Consider the following 19,541-nt stretch of genomic DNA (forward strand, 5'->3'; position numbering starts at 1 on the left):
GACAAAGAACGCTTAGGAGTTCACCGTTGCGATGGAGTCCTTGGCTGCGGCTGTAACTGCTTCCGTGGTGATGCCGAACTTCTCGAACAAGACCTTGTAGTCAGCGGAGGCGCCGAAGTGCTCCAGTGAGATGGAACGGCCTGCATCGCCGACGAACTCGCGCCAGCCCAGAGCCAAACCGGCCTCGACCGAGACACGCGCCTTGACGCCTGCAGGCAATACGGATTCGCGGTATTCCGGGCTCTGCGCGTTGAACCACTCAACACACGGCATGGAGACAACGCGGGCAGCGATACCCTCAGCTGCGAGAGCTTCGCGAGCCTCGACGGCCAGCTGAACCTCGGAACCGGTGGCGATCAGGATGACAGCGGGGGTGACCACTGCGCCGTCGGACACGGCCTCTGCCAAAACGTAGCCGCCGTTGGCAACCAAGTCTGCGGAACCGAACTCGGTGGCCGTGGCCGCACCCTCGCCACGCGCGTAGGTGGGGATGTTCTGGCGGGTCAGCACAATGCCAGCCGGGTTGTCAGTGGTTTCCAGGATCTTCTTCCAGGAAGCCGAAACCTCGTTGGAATCACCGGGGCGGACAACGTCCAAGCCCGGAATGGCGCGCAGGCTCGAGAGCTGCTCCACGGGCTGGTGCGTGGGGCCATCTTCGCCCAAGCCGATGGAATCGTGCGTCCACACGTAGATGGACGGTACACCCATCAGTGCCGAGAGGCGGATGGCCGGGCGCTGGTAGTCGCTGAAGATCAGGAACGTGCCGGAGAAGGCGCGGGTGGGACCACTGAGGTGGATGCCGTTCACAATGGAGGCGGCGGCGTGCTCGCGGATGCCGAAGTGCAGGACGCGGCCGTAGGGGCCACCTGACCAGGTGTCGGTCTGCTTGGAAGCAGGCACGAACGATCCCGTGCCTTCAAGGGTGGTGTTGTTGGAACCGGCCAGGTCGCAGGAACCGCCCCAGAGTTCAGGCAGCACGGCGCCAATGGAGTTCAACACCTTGCCCGATGCTGCACGGGTGGAGACAGCCTTGCCGCCTTCGAAGACCGGGAGGTTCTCTTCCCAGCCAGCCGGCAGTTCCTTCTTCTGGATGCGCTCAAGCAAAGCAGCGTTTTCCGGATTCGCAGCGGACCAGGCGTTGAAGCTGGTGTTCCACTCTTCGTGAGCAGCCGCGCCGCGTTCCACCAGTTGGCGGGCATGATCCAGAACTGCAGGCTCTACCACGAAGCTCTTCTCGGGATCGAAGCCCAGAACTTCCTTGACAGCAGCAACTTCAGCAGCACCCAGGGCGGAACCGTGGATGGCGCCCGTGTTCTGCTTCTTGGGAGCAGGGTAGCCAATGATGGTACGCAGGGAAATGATGGAGGGCTTTGTGGTCTCGGCCTTCGCCGCAGCCAATGCGGCGTGCAGTTCTGCCACGTCTTCGACGTATTCGCCCGTCTTGGTCCAGTCAACGCGCTGCACATGCCAGCCATAGGCTTCGTAACGCTTGAGTACGTCTTCGGAGTAGGCGATGTTGGTGTCATCTTCAATGGAGATGTGGTTGGAGTCGTAGACCACAACCATGTTGCCCAGTTCCTGGTGGCCGGCCAGGCTGGAAGCCTCGCTGGTGACGCCTTCCTGGAGATCGCCGTCGGAGGCAATAACCCAGACAGTGTGATCGAACGGGCTGGTGCCAGGGGCAGCGTCGGGATCGAGCATACCGCGCATACGGCGCTGTGAGTAGGCGAAGCCAACAGCCGAGGCCAGGCCCTGGCCCAGCGGGCCGGTGGTGATCTCGACTCCGGCGGTGTGCTTGTATTCGGGGTGGCCGGGGGTCAATGATCCCCAGGTGCGCAGGGCTTCCAGATCGGAGAGTTCCAGGCCGTAGCCGGAGAGGAACAACTGCACATACAGTGTCAGCGAGGTGTGGCCGGGGGAGAGGATAAAGCGGTCGCGGCCAATCCAATCCGGGTTCTTCGGGTCAATGCGCATGACCTTCTGGAACAGCAAGTAGGCAGCCGGAGCTAGTGACATGGCTGTTCCGGGGTGGCCGTTGCCGACCTTCTCTACGGCGTCAGCGGCCAAAATGCGGGCCGTATCGACGGCTCGCTGGTCGTTGGCGGTCCAGGTGAACGTTGGCAAATCCTGATGTGACACTGACAGGTCCCTCTCGTTTATGTGCATAAATAATGCAGGTGCGAACAACGCCGGTGCAGCCGAGAATTCGAAGTTCTTGCCGGCACACGCTGGCCGGTACGCCCTGCGGTGTTACTTTCAGCAATTGCAAGCTTAGTCCCACGGGTGCTGGAGACCAGTAAAAATTCCACGCCGTTGGGTGCTTCTAAAGTTACACGATGCAGCACCCGGAACGTGATTAGTTTTCACATGTTGCGAAGAGTTGGAGCCAATCTTGACAATGTCGGTTTTCGCCCTTCCATGCTGAAAGCGGCTATGATATTCAGAGGCTTAACGCGCCTGTGACCCGCCCGCACGAGGGACAGCGCTGGCGTAAGGCAGACATCCGGGGCAATAATTGCCAGCCCGAATGCAACCGGCACAGCTACAACAATGAAAACATGGTGACATTACAAGTGAGTGCGACACATACCCCGATAACTGGGGCTTCGGCCAAAGTTCCGGTGAGTTTTTCGGACAAAGCCAAAGGGTACCTGGCACTGACAAAGCCCCGGGTTGTAGAGCTGCTCTTGGTCACCACCTTGCCCACCATGTTTTACGCACAAGGGTTTTCTGGTCTGGGGGGCGTGCCGAGCTTGTGGCTGATGTTCGCCACCATGGTTGGTGGGGCACTGGCTGCTGGCGCTGCGGGTTCCTTCAACTGCTACATTGACCGCGACATTGACAAGGTCATGAACCGCACCTCGAAGCGTCCGCTGGTGACCGGCGTCCTCACGCCACGTGAGGCCCTAACTTTCTCCTGGGTCCTGACAGTCCTCGCCGTGGCCCTGCTCTGGAGTGTGAATCCGCTCACAGGCATGCTGGGTATTGGCGCCATCTTCGTGTACGTGGTTGTCTACTCCATCATCCTCAAACGCCGCACCTCACAGAACATTGTTTGGGGCGGAGCCGCCGGCTGTTTCCCGGTCCTGATCGCCTGGGCAGCTGTCACCAACACCGTGCAGTGGCCTGCCATCATCCTCTTCATGGTCATCTTCCTCTGGACCCCGCCGCATTACTGGCCCCTGTCCATGCGCTACAGCGACGACTACAACGCCGTCAACGTGCCCATGCTCGGCGCCGTAGCCGGATCACGGACCGTCGCCGTTCAGGTGGTGCTCTACACCTGGGCCATGGTGGCTTGCTCACTACTCATGGTTCCCCTAGGCGGCGCTGGCATTGTCTACACCGTGGTGGCCCTCGCTGCGGGCGCCTGGTTCTTGTACGAGGCCCACGTCCTCTACAACAACTCGAAGAAGGATCTGGTCACGAAGAAGAACGCCATGAAGGTGTTCCATGTTTCCATCAGCTACCTGACGCTGGTATTCCTTTCACTGGCCGTGGATCCCTTTGTTGGCTCTGCCTTGATGGGCTGATCTTCCTCAGGGTGGACGACGGCGGCCGGCTGGCTCTCTTGGAGAGCTCGCCGGCCGCCGTTCTTGTGTCAGCGGCTCTTGTGCTCCGCACTCACAGCTGGCGCACAGCGTTGGTAAAGCGCGCACCTATTGACGGCATGGAGACTGGAGGTATTCCAAACGACGCGTCAAGTGAGGCCACATGAGCAAAATTCCTGAACCCCAGAGCAGCCCGGACGGTCCGGTGTACGAAGGTCGATTGCTTGACCGGGCCGACGAGGAGGTGGTTGATCAAGGCATTTCCTTTGATATTGGGACGCTTGTGAGCCGCCGCTCGGTGATGGGCTTGCTGGGTGCGGGTGTAGGCGCATTTGCTCTGGCAGCCTGCTCAGCCGGTGCTCCCGGAACCACTACCACGCAGAGCGCCAGCGCTGCATCAAGTGCCAGCGCCACGCCAACGGCAAGTGCCGCTGCTGCGGCAGGAGCTCTTGAGGAGGTGCCGGATGAGACCGCGGGACCTTACCCGGGCGATGGCTCCAACGGTCCCGACATTTTGGCAGACGCGGGCATCGTTCGGAGCGATATCAGATCCAGCATCGGAGGTGGCACCACGGCGAAAGGGGTGCCCATGACCTTGACGTTGAATATCAAGGACATGGCCAAGGGGAATGCGGCCTTCGCCAACACCGCCGTCTACGTTTGGCACTGTGACGCCAGTGGAGCGTATTCGATGTACTCATCGGGGATTGAAAACGAAACGTACCTTCGTGGAGTGCAGCTTGCCGACAAGGACGGAAAAGTGACATTTTCCTCCATCTTCCCTGCCTGTTACACGGGCCGATGGCCACATATTCACTTCGAGGTGTACTCCACCGCAGCGGATATTGCAGATTCATCCAAGGCGATTTCAACCTCCCAGGTTGCCCTGCCAAAAGACATTAGCGAGTCCGTGTATGCCCTGGCCGAGTACGAAGGATCCGCCGCAAACCTCTCCCGGGTGAGCCTTGATTCGGACAATGTCTTCGGGGATGACGGGGGTGCTTTGCAACTTGCTACCGTAACCGGCGATGTGACAAAGGGCTTCCAGGTGGAGCTCACAGTTGGCGTCGACACCGCGACTGCTCCCACAGCGGGAGCTGCTCCGGCTGGTGGCATGGGTGGTGGCACCCCACCTGATGGTGGCCCGGGAGGTACCCCGCCAGCGGGCATGCCGCCGAGCAGCTAACAATTGCCTTAGCTGGTGCCGTTGGTTGTCCCTACTTCCGTCGGTGCGGTGAGAGTTACTTGGGTGAGCGTGATGCGCTTAGGGTGCTGAATCCGTGCAGCAGAGCTCGTCCGGCTGACGTGGGCAATCGGCCCGTGAATGGGGCCAGCTGGATCTTCCACTGCAAGCTGGTCGGTATCGCCCAGAGGCCCGTCTCGCCGTCTGGTGCCAATGCCGATGCGGGCAGAAAAGCGACGCCCAGATTTTGCCTCATCATTGCGAGAGCGATGTCGAAGGAGATGACCTCCGCTCGCACCACACGGGACAGGCCACTGGCTGAGAATGCGGCATCAACGAGGGTTCGATTGCCCCAGCCTTCGGGGAAATCGATGAAGGATTCGTCCGCTATTTCGCTCAGGCTTATCTGCTGGCGTCCACACAGGGGATGGTCGCTGGAACACACAAAAACGAGATGCATTCGGAGTGCATAGGGATGAGCTCAATAGTGGTGTCGGAAGAGTTGTGGACAGAGACGAGGGCCAAGTCCAGCGTGCCTGAGCGAAGCTCGGCAAGACTGCTTCGCGTGCCCTGTACCGTCTGCCGGAGCTTGACGGTGCCTCGAACCGTGCCCTGGCTGGCGTCCACGGCATCGCGGGCGCCTTGGATATCGGCCAGGATCCTCCTAGTGTGGGGGAGGAGCGCTTCGCCGGCCTGTGTCAGTGCTATGGAGCGCCCTTGACGTAAAAACAGCGCGGAGCCAAGGTCATGTTCGAGTTGCTTGATGCCGGCCGACACCGCGGACTGAACAATATTGGCGCGTTGGGTGCCCCGAGTGAAGCTCATCTCCTCGGCGACCCCGAGGAAGTACTCAATCTGGAAGATCTGCCTCCTGCCATTATCGTCAACGGCGATCGGAATCATCGAATATAAGTGTTGGACGCGATTGATTTTCCGTCAGAAACTTGCACCATGACCATTTCTCCTGCACTTCTCGTGCATTCGCGAAACCCGCCGACGCCACAAGCTCCCATCGCCGTCGCCATGGCATCGGTTTTTGGATTGTTGCCTTTGTCTTCATGACTTCCATGGCGTTCGCCGCCGCACCAGCTCCTTTGTACGTGCTGTATCAGCAGCGTTCAGGGTTCAGTGCCTTCACCATCACGGTGATCTTTGCTGTCTATGCCGCAGGTGTTGTCGTCAGCCTCTTCCTGGCCGGATCTTCCGGGGCTGCTGCTGGAGCGGTTTATTACCGGACTTGGCGTGGGTATGTTGACGGCCACAGCGACGGCGCACATGACCGAGTTGTTCGGCTCCGCACGTCCCGGCAGCATGGTTCACCCCGTATGTAGTCTTTGCCTTCTTGTTGCTGGGCGGATTGCTGTTGCTGGTCACCGTGCCGCAACCATGATGGCCTTCGTGGGATTTGCCATGTTTGGTTTCTTCACGTCATTGGCCCCCGTGTTGATCTCCGGGAAGTTGGGCATCACCTCACACGTCGTGGCCGGTTCGGTGGCATTCTCGGTCTTTGCTGCCGCCGCGATCTTCCAAATGATCTCCTCGCGCTGGGCACGCACCACACAGATTCCCGTCGGGCTCATAATCCTCGCCGTAGGGTTGGTGCTCGTGACCGCCAGCATGGTCCTAGTCTCCATGTCGATGCCCGATGCCCGATGCCCGATGCCCGTTGCAGGTGGCATGGTGGCGGGAGCGGGAGTTGGCGTTACCTTCAAGGCCACCATGGGTCTGCTGCTGCAGGCAGTTGCCCCGGTTCCCTCGGTCATGATGTTCGGTGGCTTCATGCTGGTACTCCTGGCCATCACCGCGATCACGTTCGCCAAGACCCGTCACCAAGCCTCGGCATGAAATAGCCATGACAAAGCCCGGTCCGCCGCCAGCTGTGGCGGTGGACCGGGCTTTGTTATGCCTTGGCGCTATGACGGGAGAGTCCTACTTGAGTTGAACTTGGTCCTTGCCGCGGCGAAGCGCGACATCAATCATGTTGGTGGCAACGGAAAGCATGAGAGAGGACCCGAGCATGTGGATCACTACCAGCAGAATCGGGATGCCGGTGAAGTACTGCCAATAGCCAATAACGCCCTGGAACAGTACGGAGACGAACAGGATCAGGGATGCGTTACGGAGAATATCGCCCTTGCCGTTGCGCCACAGCAAGATGACCAGCAGCAAGGCCGTCGCCACCAGCACGTAGACAGGGACGACGTGAATACGCGTAACCAGGTAGCCGTCCAGTTCCATGCGTGGCGAGGTGGCATCGCCCGAGTGCGGCCCGGATCCCGTGACCAGAGTTCCCAGCACCACTGCCAAGTAACTGGCCACGGCTGCGATGACACTGAGCTTGCGGATGATGGGTTTGGCGCGAGGAACGTCGTTAGGCGCCGAAGCGCCCGTGCGGCCGTAGGTTCTATTCACCATCAGCATGGAGACCACCACCAGAGCGGCGGAGACCAGGAAGTGCAGGCTGACAACATAGGGGTTCAGACCTGAAAGCACTGTAATGCCGCCAATAATGGCTTGGGCGGGGATGACGGCGAGCAGGCCAAACGCCAGCCAGAATAGGTCCTTACGTTCCTTACGCAGGTTCCAGAGCAGGATCAGCAGGACCAGGGCGATGGCGGCAAGTCCGAAGGTGAGCGTGCGGTTGACGAATTCGATGACACCGTGAATACCCATCGCGGGGGTGTTAGTCAAGGACTCCGGCGTGCACTTGGGCCAGGTGGGGCAGCCCAGTCCCGAGCCAGTAACTCGCACCACGCCACCGGAGATGATCAAGACGCCTTGGCCGATCAAGGAAGCCACGCTTAGGCGCTTGATGGCTGGGGTGATGGAGGTGGGCAACTTTTCGGCAAAGTTACGCAGGGCTGTTGCGGTGCTGCTTTGACTCACTTCGGTGACGCCTTTCAATTCCATTTGAACCACTTGAGTGCGGCGACGGCGGCAGCCACACCCCACGCGAGCAAAATAATGAGCCCCCACACATCGAGGCGGCTGTCAATCAGTGCAGCGCGCATCAGGTTGCCGAGGGCGCCCGAGGGCAGCCACTGGACGTAGGCCTCGAGGGTGCTGGAGAACTTACCGGCTGGCAGTACGATCCCGCCCACGGCGGCGAACAGGATCCAACCCAGGTTGGTGATAGCCAAGGTCGCTTCAGGGCGCACTGTGCCGGCAATCAGCAGGCCAATGGCCGTGAACGCGGCAGCACCCAAAATAAGCAGCGGGATGCCCAGCAGCACTCCCGCTAACGGTGGGTGCCAGCCCATGAACGCGGCCACGGTGGAAATCAGCACCACCTGCAGGGCCAAGGCGGCCAACACGGCAATGACCTTGCCAGCTATCAATCCGCCCCTGCCCAGCGGTGTGGTGGACATGAAGCGCAGCACTCCATAGCGCCGGTCGAATCCGGTGGCAATGCCCTGTCCGGTGAACGCCGTCGAAAGTGCACAGAGGGCAAGAATGCCCGGGGTTGCAATGGCCACACGGGAATGTCCCATGTCATCGAGCAGGGGAGTGGCTACTAGGGCAATGAGGCCCAGCAGCGGCATGACGACCATGAGCACCAGCTGTTCGCCGTTGCGCAGCATGGTGGATGCCTCATACTTGCCCTGGTTCACAATTCGTCGGCTCAGACTCGCGGCGTGTGCTGGCGGGGCGTTATGGAAAAGGGTGCTCATGAAATCACCGTGCTGTGGGAGTTGCGGCTGTGAGGGTTAGGGCTATGAGAGTTGCGATCGGCGGAAACAGAGGCAACGGTTGCGGCGCCGTCGGAAATGGCAAGGAACACATCCTCGAGGGACTTGGATGCCAGATGCACGGACGTCGGCATGACGCGGGCTCGTTCACACCAGGCGCCAAAGCGGGCAAGATCGGCCGGCTCCAGGGGGCCGGTCAAGACGTAGCTACCGGCACGGGTCTCGGAGCATTCAAGCCCGGGCCGCAGCAGAGCAGACACATCCAAAGCTGGTGTGGCCTCGAACGTCATGGCGCGGTGCTCCATGGCCGCCGTGGACGTTTCAAGGAGTTCCTGAACCGTGCCGGAAGCCACCGATTCACCCTTGTCCACAATGTAGACGTAGTCGGCAAGGCGCTGGGCGTCATCGAGGAGGTGGGTGGTGAGGATGATGGCCTTGCCGGCGTCGCGCAGTTCCCGGATCAGCTCAAAAACCATGATGCGTGACTGTGGATCCAGGCCGGCGCTGGGTTCATCGAGAAACAACACTTCAGGGTTGCCCAACAAACTCGCGGCCAGTGCCACACGCTGCTTCTGACCACCGGAGAGACGCCGAATATTTGTGTCGGAGAACTCGTTGATGCCGAGCCGCTCTACCAGGGCGTCCACGGAAAGCGGGTTTTGGTACAAGCCCGCCACGTGGCGCAGCAGCGCTATGGTGCGGGCCGCCGGGGGTAGCCCGCCGTCCTGCAACATGACACCCACCCGGGAGCGCAGTTCGGCGTCGGCCGTTTCTGGGTCTTGACCTAGGAGGGAGATGCTGCCTCCGGTACGGTTTTGTAGGCCCTGGGCACATTCAATAGTGGTGGTTTTACCGGCGCCATTGGCACCCAAGAGTGCCGTAACCTGACCAAAATGGGCCGTGAGACTAATATTGGAAATAACGCGTTTCATCCGGCCATCCAATGCCGGAAGGGGCCCCACGTCCTTGATGAGCCCGGAGATTTCCAGAGCAGGGGAAAGTGTCTTTGTCACGCGGCCATTGTACGCGAAGCAATTGGGAGTTCTGCCGAGTGCGGCTATTCCGTGGGCTCCAAGCTGACCCGTGGGTGGGACTGCGGAACTGAAGTGCGCGCCATGCTATCGGCTCGCCTGCCGGCCACTAGCTGCTCCGGTCTGTGGGTAGGCTCGCCTTAGTGGCGGGGCACCCCCAATTACGGCATAATTGTGTTGTCTAATGTTGTGCGTTTTTTTGACAGTGTGGAGGTGTTAGTTGAGTCAGCAAATAGCGTCCGTTCCCGTGGCCGGTGTCGAGCCTGATGAACGTACCCGAGACCGAGTATTGACGGCCGTGCTGGAGCAGGGTCCTATCAGTGCCGCGCAGCTGGGTGTGCTGCTCGGTCTGACGCCGGCAGCTGTACGTCGACATTTGGACACCTTGACCAAAGAGGGGCTTATTGAAGTCAAGCTAGTCAGCAACGCCAAGAGTGGCGCCGGGCGTCCTGCCCGCAGATATGTGGTCTCCAGACGCGGCCAGACTGAAATCGGTGACGATTACCTGCAGATTGCAACACAGGCGCTGAATGAAATTTCCGATATCCGCGGAGAATCCGGTGTTGTGGAATTCGCGCAGCGCCGTTTTGCCCTCATGGAGGCTAAATACCAGCCTCTCGTCGACGCCGCCGGCGAAGATGTAGCGGCCCGCTCTAAGGCTTTGGCTCAGGCGCTGAATGCCGACAGGTTCGTAGCTACATCTAATTCGCTCAATAGCGGAACATCCATGGCTGCCGAACAGTTATGCCAAGGGCACTGTCCTATCCAGGAACTTGCCAGTTCCTTTCCCCAATTCTGCGACGCCGAAACCGAAGTTTTTTCCCGGTTGATTGGCGTCGACGTGCGCAGGCTCTCCACTATGGCAAGTGGCGGGCATGTGTGCACCACACATGTACCAACGGGGCGCGCGGTGGTCCGCAAGCTGGCAACAGCTCAGACCAACACAGCAAGCCCCGTGGACTCGATTTCCAACCATCAGCAAGAAAGGCCGTGATGACGGATCAATTAGCGCAGGATGTTAGCGCCAATGGTGACGTGGCAGATGCCACTAACCACGACATCCTCGAGAGGAACCCCGAACTGGAGGGCCTAGGCAACTATGCCTTCGGCTGGTCAGATAAAAACGCGGCCAGCGATAACGCCCGCCGCGGTCTGAGCGAAGAAGTTGTTCGGGACATCTCCGCCAAGAAGGGCGAGCCCCAGTGGATGCTGGACATGCGCCTGAAGGGCCTGAAGTACTTTGACCGCAAGCCCATGCCCACCTGGGGTGCAGACCTCTCCGGCATCGACTTCGATAACATCAAGTACTTTGTGCGCTCCACGGAGAAGCAAGCCGGTTCGTGGGAAGAACTCCCCGAGGACATCCGTAATACCTACGAGAAGCTGGGCATCCCCGAAGCTGAGCGTAACCGTCTGGTTGGTGGCGTCACCGCCCAGTACGAGTCCGAGGTTGTGTACCACCAGATCCGCGAGGACCTGGAAGCACAGGGCGTCATCTTCACCGACACCGACACTGCCTTGCGGGAATACCCGGAGATCTTCCAGGAGTACTTCGGCACCATGATTCCGGTGGGCGATAACAAGTTCGCGTCACTGAACACGGCCGTCTGGTCCGGTGGCTCCTTCGTCTACGTCCCCAAAGGCGTTCACGTAGAAATCCCGCTGCAGGCCTACTTCCGCATCAACACCGAGAACATGGGCCAGTTTGAGCGCACCCTGATCATCGCCGATGAAGACAGCTACGTGCACTACATCGAAGGTTGCACCGCCCCGATCTACACCTCGGACTCGCTGCACTCTGCCGTTGTCGAAATCGTGGTCAAGAAGAACGCCCGTGTTCGCTACACCACCATCCAGAACTGGTCCAACAACGTGTACAACCTGGTGACCAAGCGCGCCATTGCACACGAAGGCGCCACCATGGAATGGGTCGATGGCAACATTGGTTCCAAGGTCACCATGAAGTACCCGGCCGTTTACCTGGTCGGCGAGCACGCCAAGGGCGAGACCCTTTCGGTAGCTTTCGCCGGCGAAGGTCAGCACCAGGACACCGGATCCAAGATGGTCCACATTGCCCCGAACACGCAGTCCTCGATCATCTCGAAGTCTGTTGCTCGCGGTGGTGGACGCGCAGCTTACCGTGGTCTGGTTCAGATCCGTGAGGGTGCAAACCACTCGGCCAACACGGTCCGTTGTGACGCCCTGCTGGTGGACAACATCTCCCGCTCGGACACCTACCCCTACGTGGACGTTCGTGAAGACGATGTCTCCATGGGTCACGAGGCCACCGTGTCCAAGGTCAGCGAAGAGCAGCTGTTCTACCTGCAGTCCCGCGGCATGCCCGAGGACGAGGCCATGGCCATGATTGTGCGCGGCTTTATCGAGCCGATCGCCAAGGAATTGCCCATGGAATACGCACTCGAATTGAACCGCCTGATCGAACTGCAGATGGAAGGGGCCGTCGGCTAAATGACCGAGCTCACGCAAGAACACGAAACAGATTCAAAGGTTTGGACACAGGGCTTCATCAAGGGCATGACCGAGGAGGGCGAAAGCCTCTCCGAGATCAACCCGGAGTCAGGTCCCCTCGGCGGCAGCGCTGCAAAGGCTCATAGCCACGGCGGCGACAGCCACGGTGGCGGCATCGGCGTCCCGGATAGCTCACGCGCCGGCCGCTTGACCTCCTACAACCTCGCCGACTTCCCGGCCATCACGGGCCGCGAAGAAGAATGGCGCTTCACCCCCCTGAAGCGTCTGCGCGGCCTTGACCGCGTTGGTATCAAGGGCGTAGAGCTCAACGGTCCCGCACCGTTGGTTGAGGTTTCGGCGCCCGACGGCGTCACCGTTGAGACCGTGGGTCGCGACGACGCACGCATCGGCTCCGCTGGTATCCCCGAAGACCGTGTGGCCGCCGGGGCATGGGCTAGTTTCACCGAAGCCACCGTGGTCACCCTGCCCGAGGAATTCGCTGGCAACGCTGAGAACCTCACCACCTTGACCCTCACCGGTCAGGGCGATGCGCCCACAGCCGCGCACGTGGTCGTCATTGCCAAGAAGTTCGCCACCGGCGTTGTCGTCTTGGACCACCGCGGCACCGCTGTGCTGAGCGAGAACGTCGAGATCCTCGTCGAGGACGGTGCCAACCTGACAGTTGTCAGCATCCAGGACTGGAACGATGACGCTGTACACGCCAGTGCCCAGCACATCAAGGTTGGCCGCGACGCCAAGGTCAAGCACGTTGTCATCAACCTCGGTGGCGATTTGCTTCGCACCACCCCGGCCGCGCGTTACAGCGGCACGGGCGCCGAAGTTGAGATGTACGGGCTGTACTTTGCGGACGCTGGCCAGCACCTCGAGCAGCGCTTGTTCGTGGATCACTCCACGAAGAACTGCAAGTCCCGCGTCACCTACAAGGGTGCACTGCAGGGCGATAACGCTCACGCTGTCTGGATTGGCGATGTGCTGATCCGCAAGCAGGCTGAAGGCACCGACACCTACGAGATGAACCGCAACCTCATCCTGACCCAGGGTGCGCGCGCCGATTCGGTTCCCAACCTGGAAATTGAGACAGGCATGATCGAGGGGGCAGGGCACGCAAGCGCCACCGGCCGTTTCGATGATGAGCAGCTGTTCTACCTGCAGGCTCGCGGCATTGAAGAAAGTGTTGCACGCCGTCTGGTAGTGCGCGGCTTCTTGAACGAAGTCATCCAGCACATCCAGGTACCTGCCCTCGAAGAGCGTCTGCGCGAGTCCGTGGAACGCGAATTGGCGGCGACCCCACAGTGACCGATTCCTCCACGCCCGCCGGAGTCGTTGTCTGCCAAGCCGACGACGTACAGGTGAAATCATCCTTACTCGTTGAGGTTGATGATTACCCCATCGCCATTGTCAGGGATTCCTACGGGGAGCTTCACGCAATTGGAGACACCTGCTCACACGCAGAAATCTCCCTCAGCGAAGGCGACGTGGAGGATGGCACCATCGAATGCTGGGCCCATGGCAGCTCCTTTGACCTGACAACAGGACAACCGCTGACATTGCCCGCATTCGAACCGGTACCCGTCTTTGCCCTGAGCGTTCACGGCAGCGACGTCTATGTGGACGTCACCAACATTCTTAACGGCGTCAGCGCGCAGTAGCGCCACGGCCCGCACACAAACTTTTTTAGGAGAAAATAGAGTATGTCTACTCTGGAAATCAAGGACCTGCACGTCAGCATCGAGACGGAACAGGGCATCAAGCCGATCCTCAAGGGTGTCAGCCTGACCATCAACACCGGCGAAACCCACGCCATCATGGGCCCCAACGGTTCCGGCAAGTCCACCTTGGCTGCCACCATTGCCGGTCACCCCCGCTACACGGTTGACAGCGGCTCCATCACCCTCGACGGCGAAGACGTTCTGGCGATGACAGTTGACCAGCGCGCCCGCGCAGGCCTGTTCCTGGCCATGCAGTACCCGGTAGAAATCCCCGGTGTCACCATGACCAACTTCCTGCGCACCGCCAAGACCGCGATCGACGGCGAAGCCCCCAAGCTGCGTACCTGGACCAAGGACGTCAAGGCCGCCATGGCTGAACTGCGTATCGAGCCGGAGTTCGCCGAGCGTAACGTCAACGAAGGCTTCTCCGGTGGCGAGAAGAAGCGCCACGAGATCCTCCAGCTCGAGCTGCTCAAGCCCAAGTTCGCCATCTTGGATGAGACCGACTCCGGCCTTGACGTTGACGCGTTGAAGGTTGTCTCGGAAGGTGTGAACCGGTCCATCGAAGCCGGTGGTCTGGGCACAGTGCTCATCACCCACTACACTCGCATCCTGCGCTACATCAAGCCGCAGTTCGTGCACGTGTTCGTTGACGGTGCCATCGCCGAACAGGGCGGCGCCGAACTGGCCGACCGTTTGGAAGAAGAAGGCTACGACCGCTACCTGGTAGCAGAGTCGGCCACGGCCTAAACAACACTAGGAAGGAATCATGACTGACATCAGCGAATCAAGCGCAGCCCTTGTGGCCGGCCAAACTGATCTCGAAGACGTTGAGGAAGCTCTCAAGGACGTCATTGACCCGGAACTCGGCGTCAACATCGTCGATCTGGGTCTGCTGTACGGCATGCGCTACGGCGAGGACGGTGCCCTGCTGTTGGACATGACGCTGACCACGGCCGCCTGCCCTCTGCAGGACGTCATCGAAGAGCAGGTGGAAAACTCACTGGGCCCGATCGTTGACGAATGGCGCATCAACTGGGTGTGGATGCCGCCGTGGGGTCCCGAGCGGATCACGGACGACGGTCGCGACCAGATGCGTGCCCTCGGCTTCAACATCTAGTCACCACCGCCACCCACGAATTAGAAGAACCGCCGCCGTTCCCGAAATTGTTCGGGGACGGCGGCGGTTCTTTTCGTTCCGAGCTAGACGTTCGGGACGGAGAACGTGTCGCACGCGGCCAGATCGGCACTCTGATAGCCCTTGTACAGCCAGTTTTGACGCTGTTCGCTCGAACCGTGGCTCCACGATTCGGGGTTAGTCCTGCCGGTGGCGGCCTTTTGAATCCTGTCATCACCCACAGACGACGCCGCGGACAGCGCATCATTGAGGTCCTTTTGCTGCAGCTGCTTCAGGAAGGGCTGGTCACTTCCAGGGGCTGGTGTAGTGGAGGCGTACCCCATCCAAACTCCTGCATAGCAGTCTGCCTGGAGCTCCGTGCGGACGGCTGCCGATTGTGCACCTTTGGGGTCCTGCTGTGCTTTGCCGATGGTTCCGGTGAGGTTTTGCACGTGGTGACCGAACTCGTGGGCCACCACATATTCCTGGGCTAACGGACCGCCAGAGGAACCAAACTGGGTTTCCAATTGGGCAAAGAAATCTGGATCAAAGTAGGCCTTGTTATCACCCGGGCAGTAGAACGGGCCAACGGCTGAGGTGGCCGCACCACAGGCAGTGTCAACACTGCCGGTGAAGATCACGGTTTTGGGGACTGAGTACTTCACTCCATATTGGTTGAGGTAGCCAGGCCAGAAACTATTGAGCGAGTTGGCGGTGCCGAGGATGCGGCAATCCAGCCGTGCATTGGCGTCGGCCCCGGTCTGGCAGCTCTCGATGGCCGATCCACCGGTCTGTTCGATGGCCGGTTGTTCGCCGGTATCACCCAAGATGGAGCTCAGGAGATCGGGGTTGATCCCCAATAGGGCACCGATGAGCACCACAATGCCGCCGCCGAGTCCTAGTCCCATCTTGCCGCCCCGGCCCATACTGCCACGGCCTCTACGGTCTTCCGCTTGCGAGGGGTCAAGTCGCGCGCCTTCATTAAAAGTCATGGCTACAGGGTATCCCCACAGCTGGCTATCGAGGGTAAGACACTAGATAACGGCCACATTTCTGTGCGTGCGATTCTCCTCTACGATGAAGGCAATGCCGTTCATAGAGAAACTCCAGCACTGGGCCAAAACTGCCGGGGCACGTCCCGCCGTGACTGTTGGCGCCCAGCGCCTTGACTACGCCAGCCTGCTGGCGGCCGCCGAGGCGCCCGAAACCTTGGTCAGTGCCGAACCCGGTGCCGGTACGTCGGTGACGGTTAGCGCCCCCGGGCCCAGCTGCGGCCCGGTAGCTGTCATTGACGTACCCGCTAGCGTGGACGTGGCAGTGCAGTTTTGTGCCGCCCTACGCCAGCACAAAACAGCCATGGTGGTGGATACCAGCTGGCCGCAGGAGCTCCGCAAACAACTGGCTGAAACCGCCCAGAGTTGGGCCACGACGCAGGACGCCATTGATCCTCCGTTCCTGCTAGGGCTTTCTTCCGGCACCAGTGGACTGCCCAAGGCCTTCACGCGCAGCACGGCTACGTGGCATGAATCCTTTATTCGCAGTACTGACTATTTTGGGCTCACTGCCGAAACGGTTACCTTTGCACCGGGGCCGATGGCCGCGAGCATGAATCTCTACGCGCTAGGTGAATCCATTTTTGCTGGCGGCTCCTTTGTTGCGCTCCCAGATTTCAGCCCGGATGCAGCGCTGGCGGCAGTGTCGGCCAACCATGTGAATCGGCTCGTGCTGGTACCCACGGTGTTGGAGCTGTTGGCTCGTCGAGGAGTGGCCACCGGCCAGCTAGCTCCGGTAATCAGCAGCATCGTCTGTGCTGGTTCGGCGCTTAGTAGTGCAACGGCAGCCTTGGCCCAGCAGTGGGCGCCGAACGCCGTGATCCACCAGTATTATGGTGCGGCTGAGCTGGGTTTTGTCGCCGCCACAACTCTGGAGCCGGGAGCTGTCCTAGAAGAGTCTGACGGCGTAGGGCGCGCCTTTCCCGGTGTGCAGCTCAGTATCCGCAACGGGCAAGGCAGGGGAGTGGACACCGGAAAACTGGGAAGTGTCTGCGTGAAGAGTCCCTATGTGTGCAGCGGTTACGCCTGGGGTGACGACGGACTGGCCTTCTCTACTCACGGTATCGACGGCTGGTACACGGTGCATGACCAAGGCCGCCTCGATGAGCATGGCAAGCTTCGCCTGGCGGGCCGTGCCAGCGACATGATCCTAATCTCCGGCGCCAACGTCTACCCACACGCCGTCGAACAGGCTCTTCGCAGGAACAGCAACGGTGGAAGTAGCGGTGATAGCAGCAGCGGCACGGAGATGGACGTCATTGTTGCAGGACTACCGGATCCGGTGCGGGGCCATCGAGTTATTGCAGCGTTTCGTCCTGCCGCTCCATATTCTGACGCGCACCGTAGCAGCACTAGTCCTGATGCTCTCGCACTCCTGCGCGCCGGAGCTGCAGAGTTGCCAGCCAGCCACCGCCCTTCGCAGTACTATGAGCTGGCCGAACTTCCTTTGACGGGGAGCGGAAAAATCAGCAGAGCACTCCTGACTCAGTGGATCGTGGAAGGAGACCCCCGTGTCCAACGCCGTTCCTAACTATGCAAGTACTGAAGCAGCAGGAACTGAAACTGAGGCCCGTAACCCTGACACTACCGCGGTAGTGCTCATGGCCAGACGGCTGCCCACGGCTAAGGCCGGCGGAGCTTATAAGAATTTCAGGGCGCATGAGCTGGCCGCCACCGTGATTGAGCACCTCGTAGCCGACTCGGGCATTATCCCGGCAGAGATCGACGACGTCATCGTGGGCAATGCCACCGGGGGAGGCGGCAATGTTGCCCGCCTAGCCGCCCTCACCGCAGGGCTACCCGATCAGGTACCCGGGCTGACGGTGGATCGGCAGTGTGGATCAGGGCTCGAAGCGATCATTCTGGCCGCCCGTCTGGTGCAGGCTGGCGCCGGTGATCTCTATCTGGCCGGGGGAGTGGAGAGCATCAGCACGGCTCCCGCAAGGGCTCACAAGGCCGCCGACGGTTCTCTTGAGTTCTTTGACCGGGCGCAATTCGCCCCACTGGAAACGGGCGATCCCGATGCAGGCGTGGCCGCTGAAAATGTGGCACGCCACTATGGCATCACGCGCGAGCGGCAGGACGATTACGCCCGGGCCAGCCATACCAAAGCGGTGAACGCTCAGCGCAATGGCGCCTTCACTAAGGAGTTGGTCCCCTTGGCTGGCCTCACTGCAGACCAGGGGCCGCGGCCCAAGCTCAGCCATAGCCTCATGGCACGCTTCCCGGCGGCGTTTGTTCCGGGTGGCAGTGTGACGGCCGGTAATTCTTGTCCGTTCAGCGATGGCGCGGCGATGGCAGTTGTCACCTCGCTGACGCGGGCTCGGGCAATGGCAAAGTCTCTGGGGGGTGATGCCGGAACTGTCTTGGCGTTTCGCGCAAGTGCAGTTGCGGGCAATGATCCCAATCTTCTGGGAGTAGGAGCAGCGCATGCCATGGAATTATTGCTGACCCGAAGCGGAATGCAGATCGGCCAGGTCAGGAATTCTCTCATCGAGTTCAATGAGGCCTTTGCCTCCCAAGTGCTGGCTGTGGCCGACATTCTGGACCTCGATCCCACCCGCTTCAACCACGACGGCGGGGCGCTGGCTTTGGGGCACCCGTACGGTGCTTCCGGGGCTGTGTTGGTGACGAGGCTGCTCGCCCAAGTGCAGCGGCAGACGTCAGAGGGTGGAATGCGCGGAGCAGATGGCCGGGATGCGTTCGCCATGATCAGTGTTGCCGGGGGCATTGGCCTGGCGGCACACTTTCAATCTGTAACACTTCTCCCTTGAGGACTGTCAATTCATTGTGCTTGAGGCAGGACTTAGAGATTCCGGCAAAGGCTTTGAATCAGGCCAGCCACGAACCTTTCATTCTCGCGTGCGGGGCAACTCGTCTCCGCAGTGGGAACCTCTACGGGGCAGGTCGGAGAGCTTGGAGCCATATTGACTCGTGCTTCACCACGTAGGTGGTCGCTCTGTCCCAATGGCTGCGGGGAGCAATGCACGGAGTTCCTTGTCGACATCGTAGCCGTCAATGAAGGCTGCTAGCGCCCGCGCCGCCTCGTTTGGAACCGCTGAGGCGTCGTTCAGTGTGAATGTTTGTGCGGCGTAGGCGAGATCCCAGAGGCGAGTGCTCGGTGCTGCTGCGTCCCAGTCGATGAACACCCATCGTTCCCCAATGATGAGATTCCAAGGGGCCAGGTCATTGTGACAGATCAGGTCGGCGTTGGGAGTCAGAATGAGTGGGATCCAGCTTGATTTGGCGGTGGGCTCATAGGAGGCACTGGCGTCGTGAATGGCTCGCACGAGACGGCCGATCTTGGACAGTTAAGAGAGGGAGAGTCTGAATGAATCCATAGCCCGAGAACCCGGGACAAAATCCGTAATATGCCTTCCCCGAGTGTCCTGCCCATAACTGACAGGCACATCAACACCGGCATCCCGCAGGGCCTTCTTATATGCAAGCACACTTGGCGTTACTACCGTCCACGGTTTACGCACAGTTGATCCGACGCGCACCACACCATCGGTAGCATTGATCCGATCCACCAGCTGAATAGATTGGCGGTACTTGCAGTCGTCTTGGCCTGCGCTAATGCAATGATCGGATACGCAAGATAGCACTAGAAAAGAGTCAGTTTGAACCGCCCCGGGTTTAATGGAGGGTGTTGAATCCTTGAAAGGATGAGCACCATGGCACCACCGAAGAAATATCCAGATGAGCTTCGCCAGCGA

At 60.3% G+C, this 19,541-nt stretch carries 20 protein-coding genes; 12 read left to right on the top strand and 8 right to left on the bottom strand.

Annotation, left to right across the window (positions count from 1 at the left end; all coding sequences use genetic code 11):
• Positions 1-12: 12 nt before the first annotated feature.
• Entirely contained in the window at positions 13-2,139 is a 2,127-nt protein-coding gene (tkt, locus tag AB0O97_RS03925; RefSeq protein ID WP_363880096.1) for a transketolase, read from the bottom strand.
• Positions 2,140-2,561: 422 nt separating this feature from the next.
• Here tkt and AB0O97_RS03930 point away from each other — a divergent pair, with 422 nt between their 5' ends.
• A complete protein-coding gene (locus tag AB0O97_RS03930) occupies positions 2,562-3,533 on the top strand; it encodes a heme o synthase (RefSeq protein WP_363880168.1) in 972 nt (323 codons plus the stop codon).
• Positions 3,534-3,714: 181 nt separating this feature from the next.
• Positions 3,715-4,737, top strand: a complete 1,023-nt coding sequence (locus tag AB0O97_RS03935; protein ID WP_363880099.1) for an intradiol ring-cleavage dioxygenase — start codon at positions 3,715-3,717, stop codon at positions 4,735-4,737.
• 55 nt (positions 4,738-4,792) lie between these two features.
• Here AB0O97_RS03935 and AB0O97_RS03940 read toward each other — a convergent pair whose 3' ends face one another.
• Both AB0O97_RS03940 and AB0O97_RS03945 read right to left on the bottom strand, forming a co-directional pair.
• Entirely contained in the window at positions 4,793-5,194 is a 402-nt protein-coding gene (locus AB0O97_RS03940) for a LysR substrate-binding domain-containing protein (RefSeq protein WP_363880102.1), read from the bottom strand.
• The gene (locus AB0O97_RS03945; RefSeq protein WP_363880105.1) at positions 5,137-5,637 is read right to left on the bottom strand and encodes a LysR family transcriptional regulator; all 501 of its coding nucleotides are present in this window, start codon (positions 5,635-5,637) and stop codon (positions 5,137-5,139) included. The genes AB0O97_RS03940 and AB0O97_RS03945 overlap by 58 nt, the downstream gene beginning before the upstream one ends.
• A 155-nt stretch (positions 5,638-5,792) precedes the next feature.
• Between AB0O97_RS03945 and AB0O97_RS03950 the strand changes: the two genes are divergently transcribed.
• Both AB0O97_RS03950 and AB0O97_RS03955 read left to right on the top strand, forming a co-directional pair.
• Positions 5,793-6,065, top strand: coding sequence for a hypothetical protein (locus AB0O97_RS03950; protein ID WP_363839485.1), 273 nt, complete (start codon positions 5,793-5,795; stop codon positions 6,063-6,065).
• Between the two features lie 55 nt (positions 6,066-6,120).
• Positions 6,121-6,579, top strand: coding sequence for a hypothetical protein (locus tag AB0O97_RS03955; RefSeq protein WP_363880108.1), 459 nt, complete (start codon positions 6,121-6,123; stop codon positions 6,577-6,579).
• A gap of 84 nt (positions 6,580-6,663) precedes the next feature.
• Here the strand turns inward: AB0O97_RS03955 and AB0O97_RS03960 are convergent, their stop codons facing one another.
• From AB0O97_RS03960 to AB0O97_RS03970, 3 genes are read right to left on the bottom strand one after another with little or no spacing between them, the layout of a single operon-like run.
• On the bottom strand, positions 6,664-7,644 hold the full coding sequence (locus AB0O97_RS03960; protein WP_363839476.1) for a COX15/CtaA family protein: 981 nt from the start codon (positions 7,642-7,644) through the stop codon (positions 6,664-6,666).
• On the bottom strand, positions 7,635-8,405 hold the full coding sequence (locus tag AB0O97_RS03965; RefSeq protein WP_363839473.1) for an ABC transporter permease: 771 nt from the start codon (positions 8,403-8,405) through the stop codon (positions 7,635-7,637). The genes AB0O97_RS03960 and AB0O97_RS03965 overlap by 10 nt, the downstream gene beginning before the upstream one ends.
• Entirely contained in the window at positions 8,402-9,436 is a 1,035-nt protein-coding gene (locus AB0O97_RS03970; protein ID WP_363880111.1) for an ABC transporter ATP-binding protein, read from the bottom strand. The genes AB0O97_RS03965 and AB0O97_RS03970 overlap by 4 nt, the downstream gene beginning before the upstream one ends.
• Before the next feature lie 238 nt (positions 9,437-9,674).
• Here AB0O97_RS03970 and AB0O97_RS03975 point away from each other — a divergent pair, with 238 nt between their 5' ends.
• The 6 genes from AB0O97_RS03975 to AB0O97_RS04000 are packed head-to-tail and all read left to right on the top strand — an operon-like array spanning position 9,675 to position 14,773.
• Positions 9,675-10,448, top strand: a complete 774-nt coding sequence (locus tag AB0O97_RS03975; RefSeq protein WP_363839467.1) for a winged helix-turn-helix transcriptional regulator — start codon at positions 9,675-9,677, stop codon at positions 10,446-10,448.
• On the top strand, positions 10,448-11,923 hold the full coding sequence (sufB, locus tag AB0O97_RS03980; RefSeq protein ID WP_363839464.1) for a Fe-S cluster assembly protein SufB: 1,476 nt from the start codon (positions 10,448-10,450) through the stop codon (positions 11,921-11,923). The genes AB0O97_RS03975 and sufB overlap by 1 nt, the downstream gene beginning before the upstream one ends.
• Entirely contained in the window at positions 11,924-13,240 is a 1,317-nt protein-coding gene (gene sufD / locus AB0O97_RS03985; protein ID WP_363880114.1) for a Fe-S cluster assembly protein SufD, read from the top strand.
• Positions 13,237-13,593, top strand: a complete 357-nt coding sequence (locus AB0O97_RS03990; protein WP_363839457.1) for a non-heme iron oxygenase ferredoxin subunit — start codon at positions 13,237-13,239, stop codon at positions 13,591-13,593. Before sufD ends, AB0O97_RS03990 begins: the two co-directional genes overlap by 4 nt.
• A gap of 42 nt (positions 13,594-13,635) precedes the next feature.
• Positions 13,636-14,403: a Fe-S cluster assembly ATPase SufC gene (gene sufC / locus AB0O97_RS03995; RefSeq protein WP_363839454.1), complete on the top strand. Its 768-nt coding sequence runs from the start codon at positions 13,636-13,638 to the stop codon at positions 14,401-14,403.
• Positions 14,404-14,422: 19 nt separating this feature from the next.
• Positions 14,423-14,773 carry a metal-sulfur cluster assembly factor gene (locus tag AB0O97_RS04000; RefSeq protein ID WP_363839451.1) on the top strand — a complete coding sequence of 117 codons (351 nt, stop codon included), beginning with the start codon at positions 14,423-14,425 and terminating at the stop codon, positions 14,771-14,773.
• 83 nt (positions 14,774-14,856) lie between these two features.
• Here the strand turns inward: AB0O97_RS04000 and AB0O97_RS04005 are convergent, their stop codons facing one another.
• Positions 14,857-15,762 (bottom strand): neutral zinc metallopeptidase, encoded by a 906-nt coding sequence (locus AB0O97_RS04005; protein ID WP_363880117.1) that lies wholly within the window; start codon positions 15,760-15,762, stop codon positions 14,857-14,859.
• Between the two features lie 94 nt (positions 15,763-15,856).
• Here AB0O97_RS04005 and AB0O97_RS04010 point away from each other — a divergent pair, with 94 nt between their 5' ends.
• Together AB0O97_RS04010 and AB0O97_RS04015 are read left to right on the top strand one after the other, a co-directional pair.
• Positions 15,857-17,353 carry an AMP-binding protein gene (locus AB0O97_RS04010; RefSeq protein WP_363839445.1) on the top strand — a complete coding sequence of 499 codons (1,497 nt, stop codon included), beginning with the start codon at positions 15,857-15,859 and terminating at the stop codon, positions 17,351-17,353.
• On the top strand, positions 17,334-18,596 hold the full coding sequence (locus AB0O97_RS04015) for a thiolase family protein (RefSeq protein WP_363880120.1): 1,263 nt from the start codon (positions 17,334-17,336) through the stop codon (positions 18,594-18,596). Before AB0O97_RS04010 ends, AB0O97_RS04015 begins: the two co-directional genes overlap by 20 nt.
• 165 nt (positions 18,597-18,761) lie before the next feature.
• Here AB0O97_RS04015 and AB0O97_RS04020 read toward each other — a convergent pair whose 3' ends face one another.
• A complete protein-coding gene (locus tag AB0O97_RS04020) occupies positions 18,762-19,112 on the bottom strand; it encodes a phosphotransferase (protein WP_363880123.1) in 351 nt (116 codons plus the stop codon).
• Between the last annotated feature and the right edge of the window lie 429 nt (positions 19,113-19,541).

The sequence above is a fragment of the Specibacter sp. NPDC078692 genome (assembly GCF_040686835.1).
Taxonomy (GTDB): domain Bacteria; phylum Actinomycetota; class Actinomycetes; order Actinomycetales; family Micrococcaceae; genus Specibacter.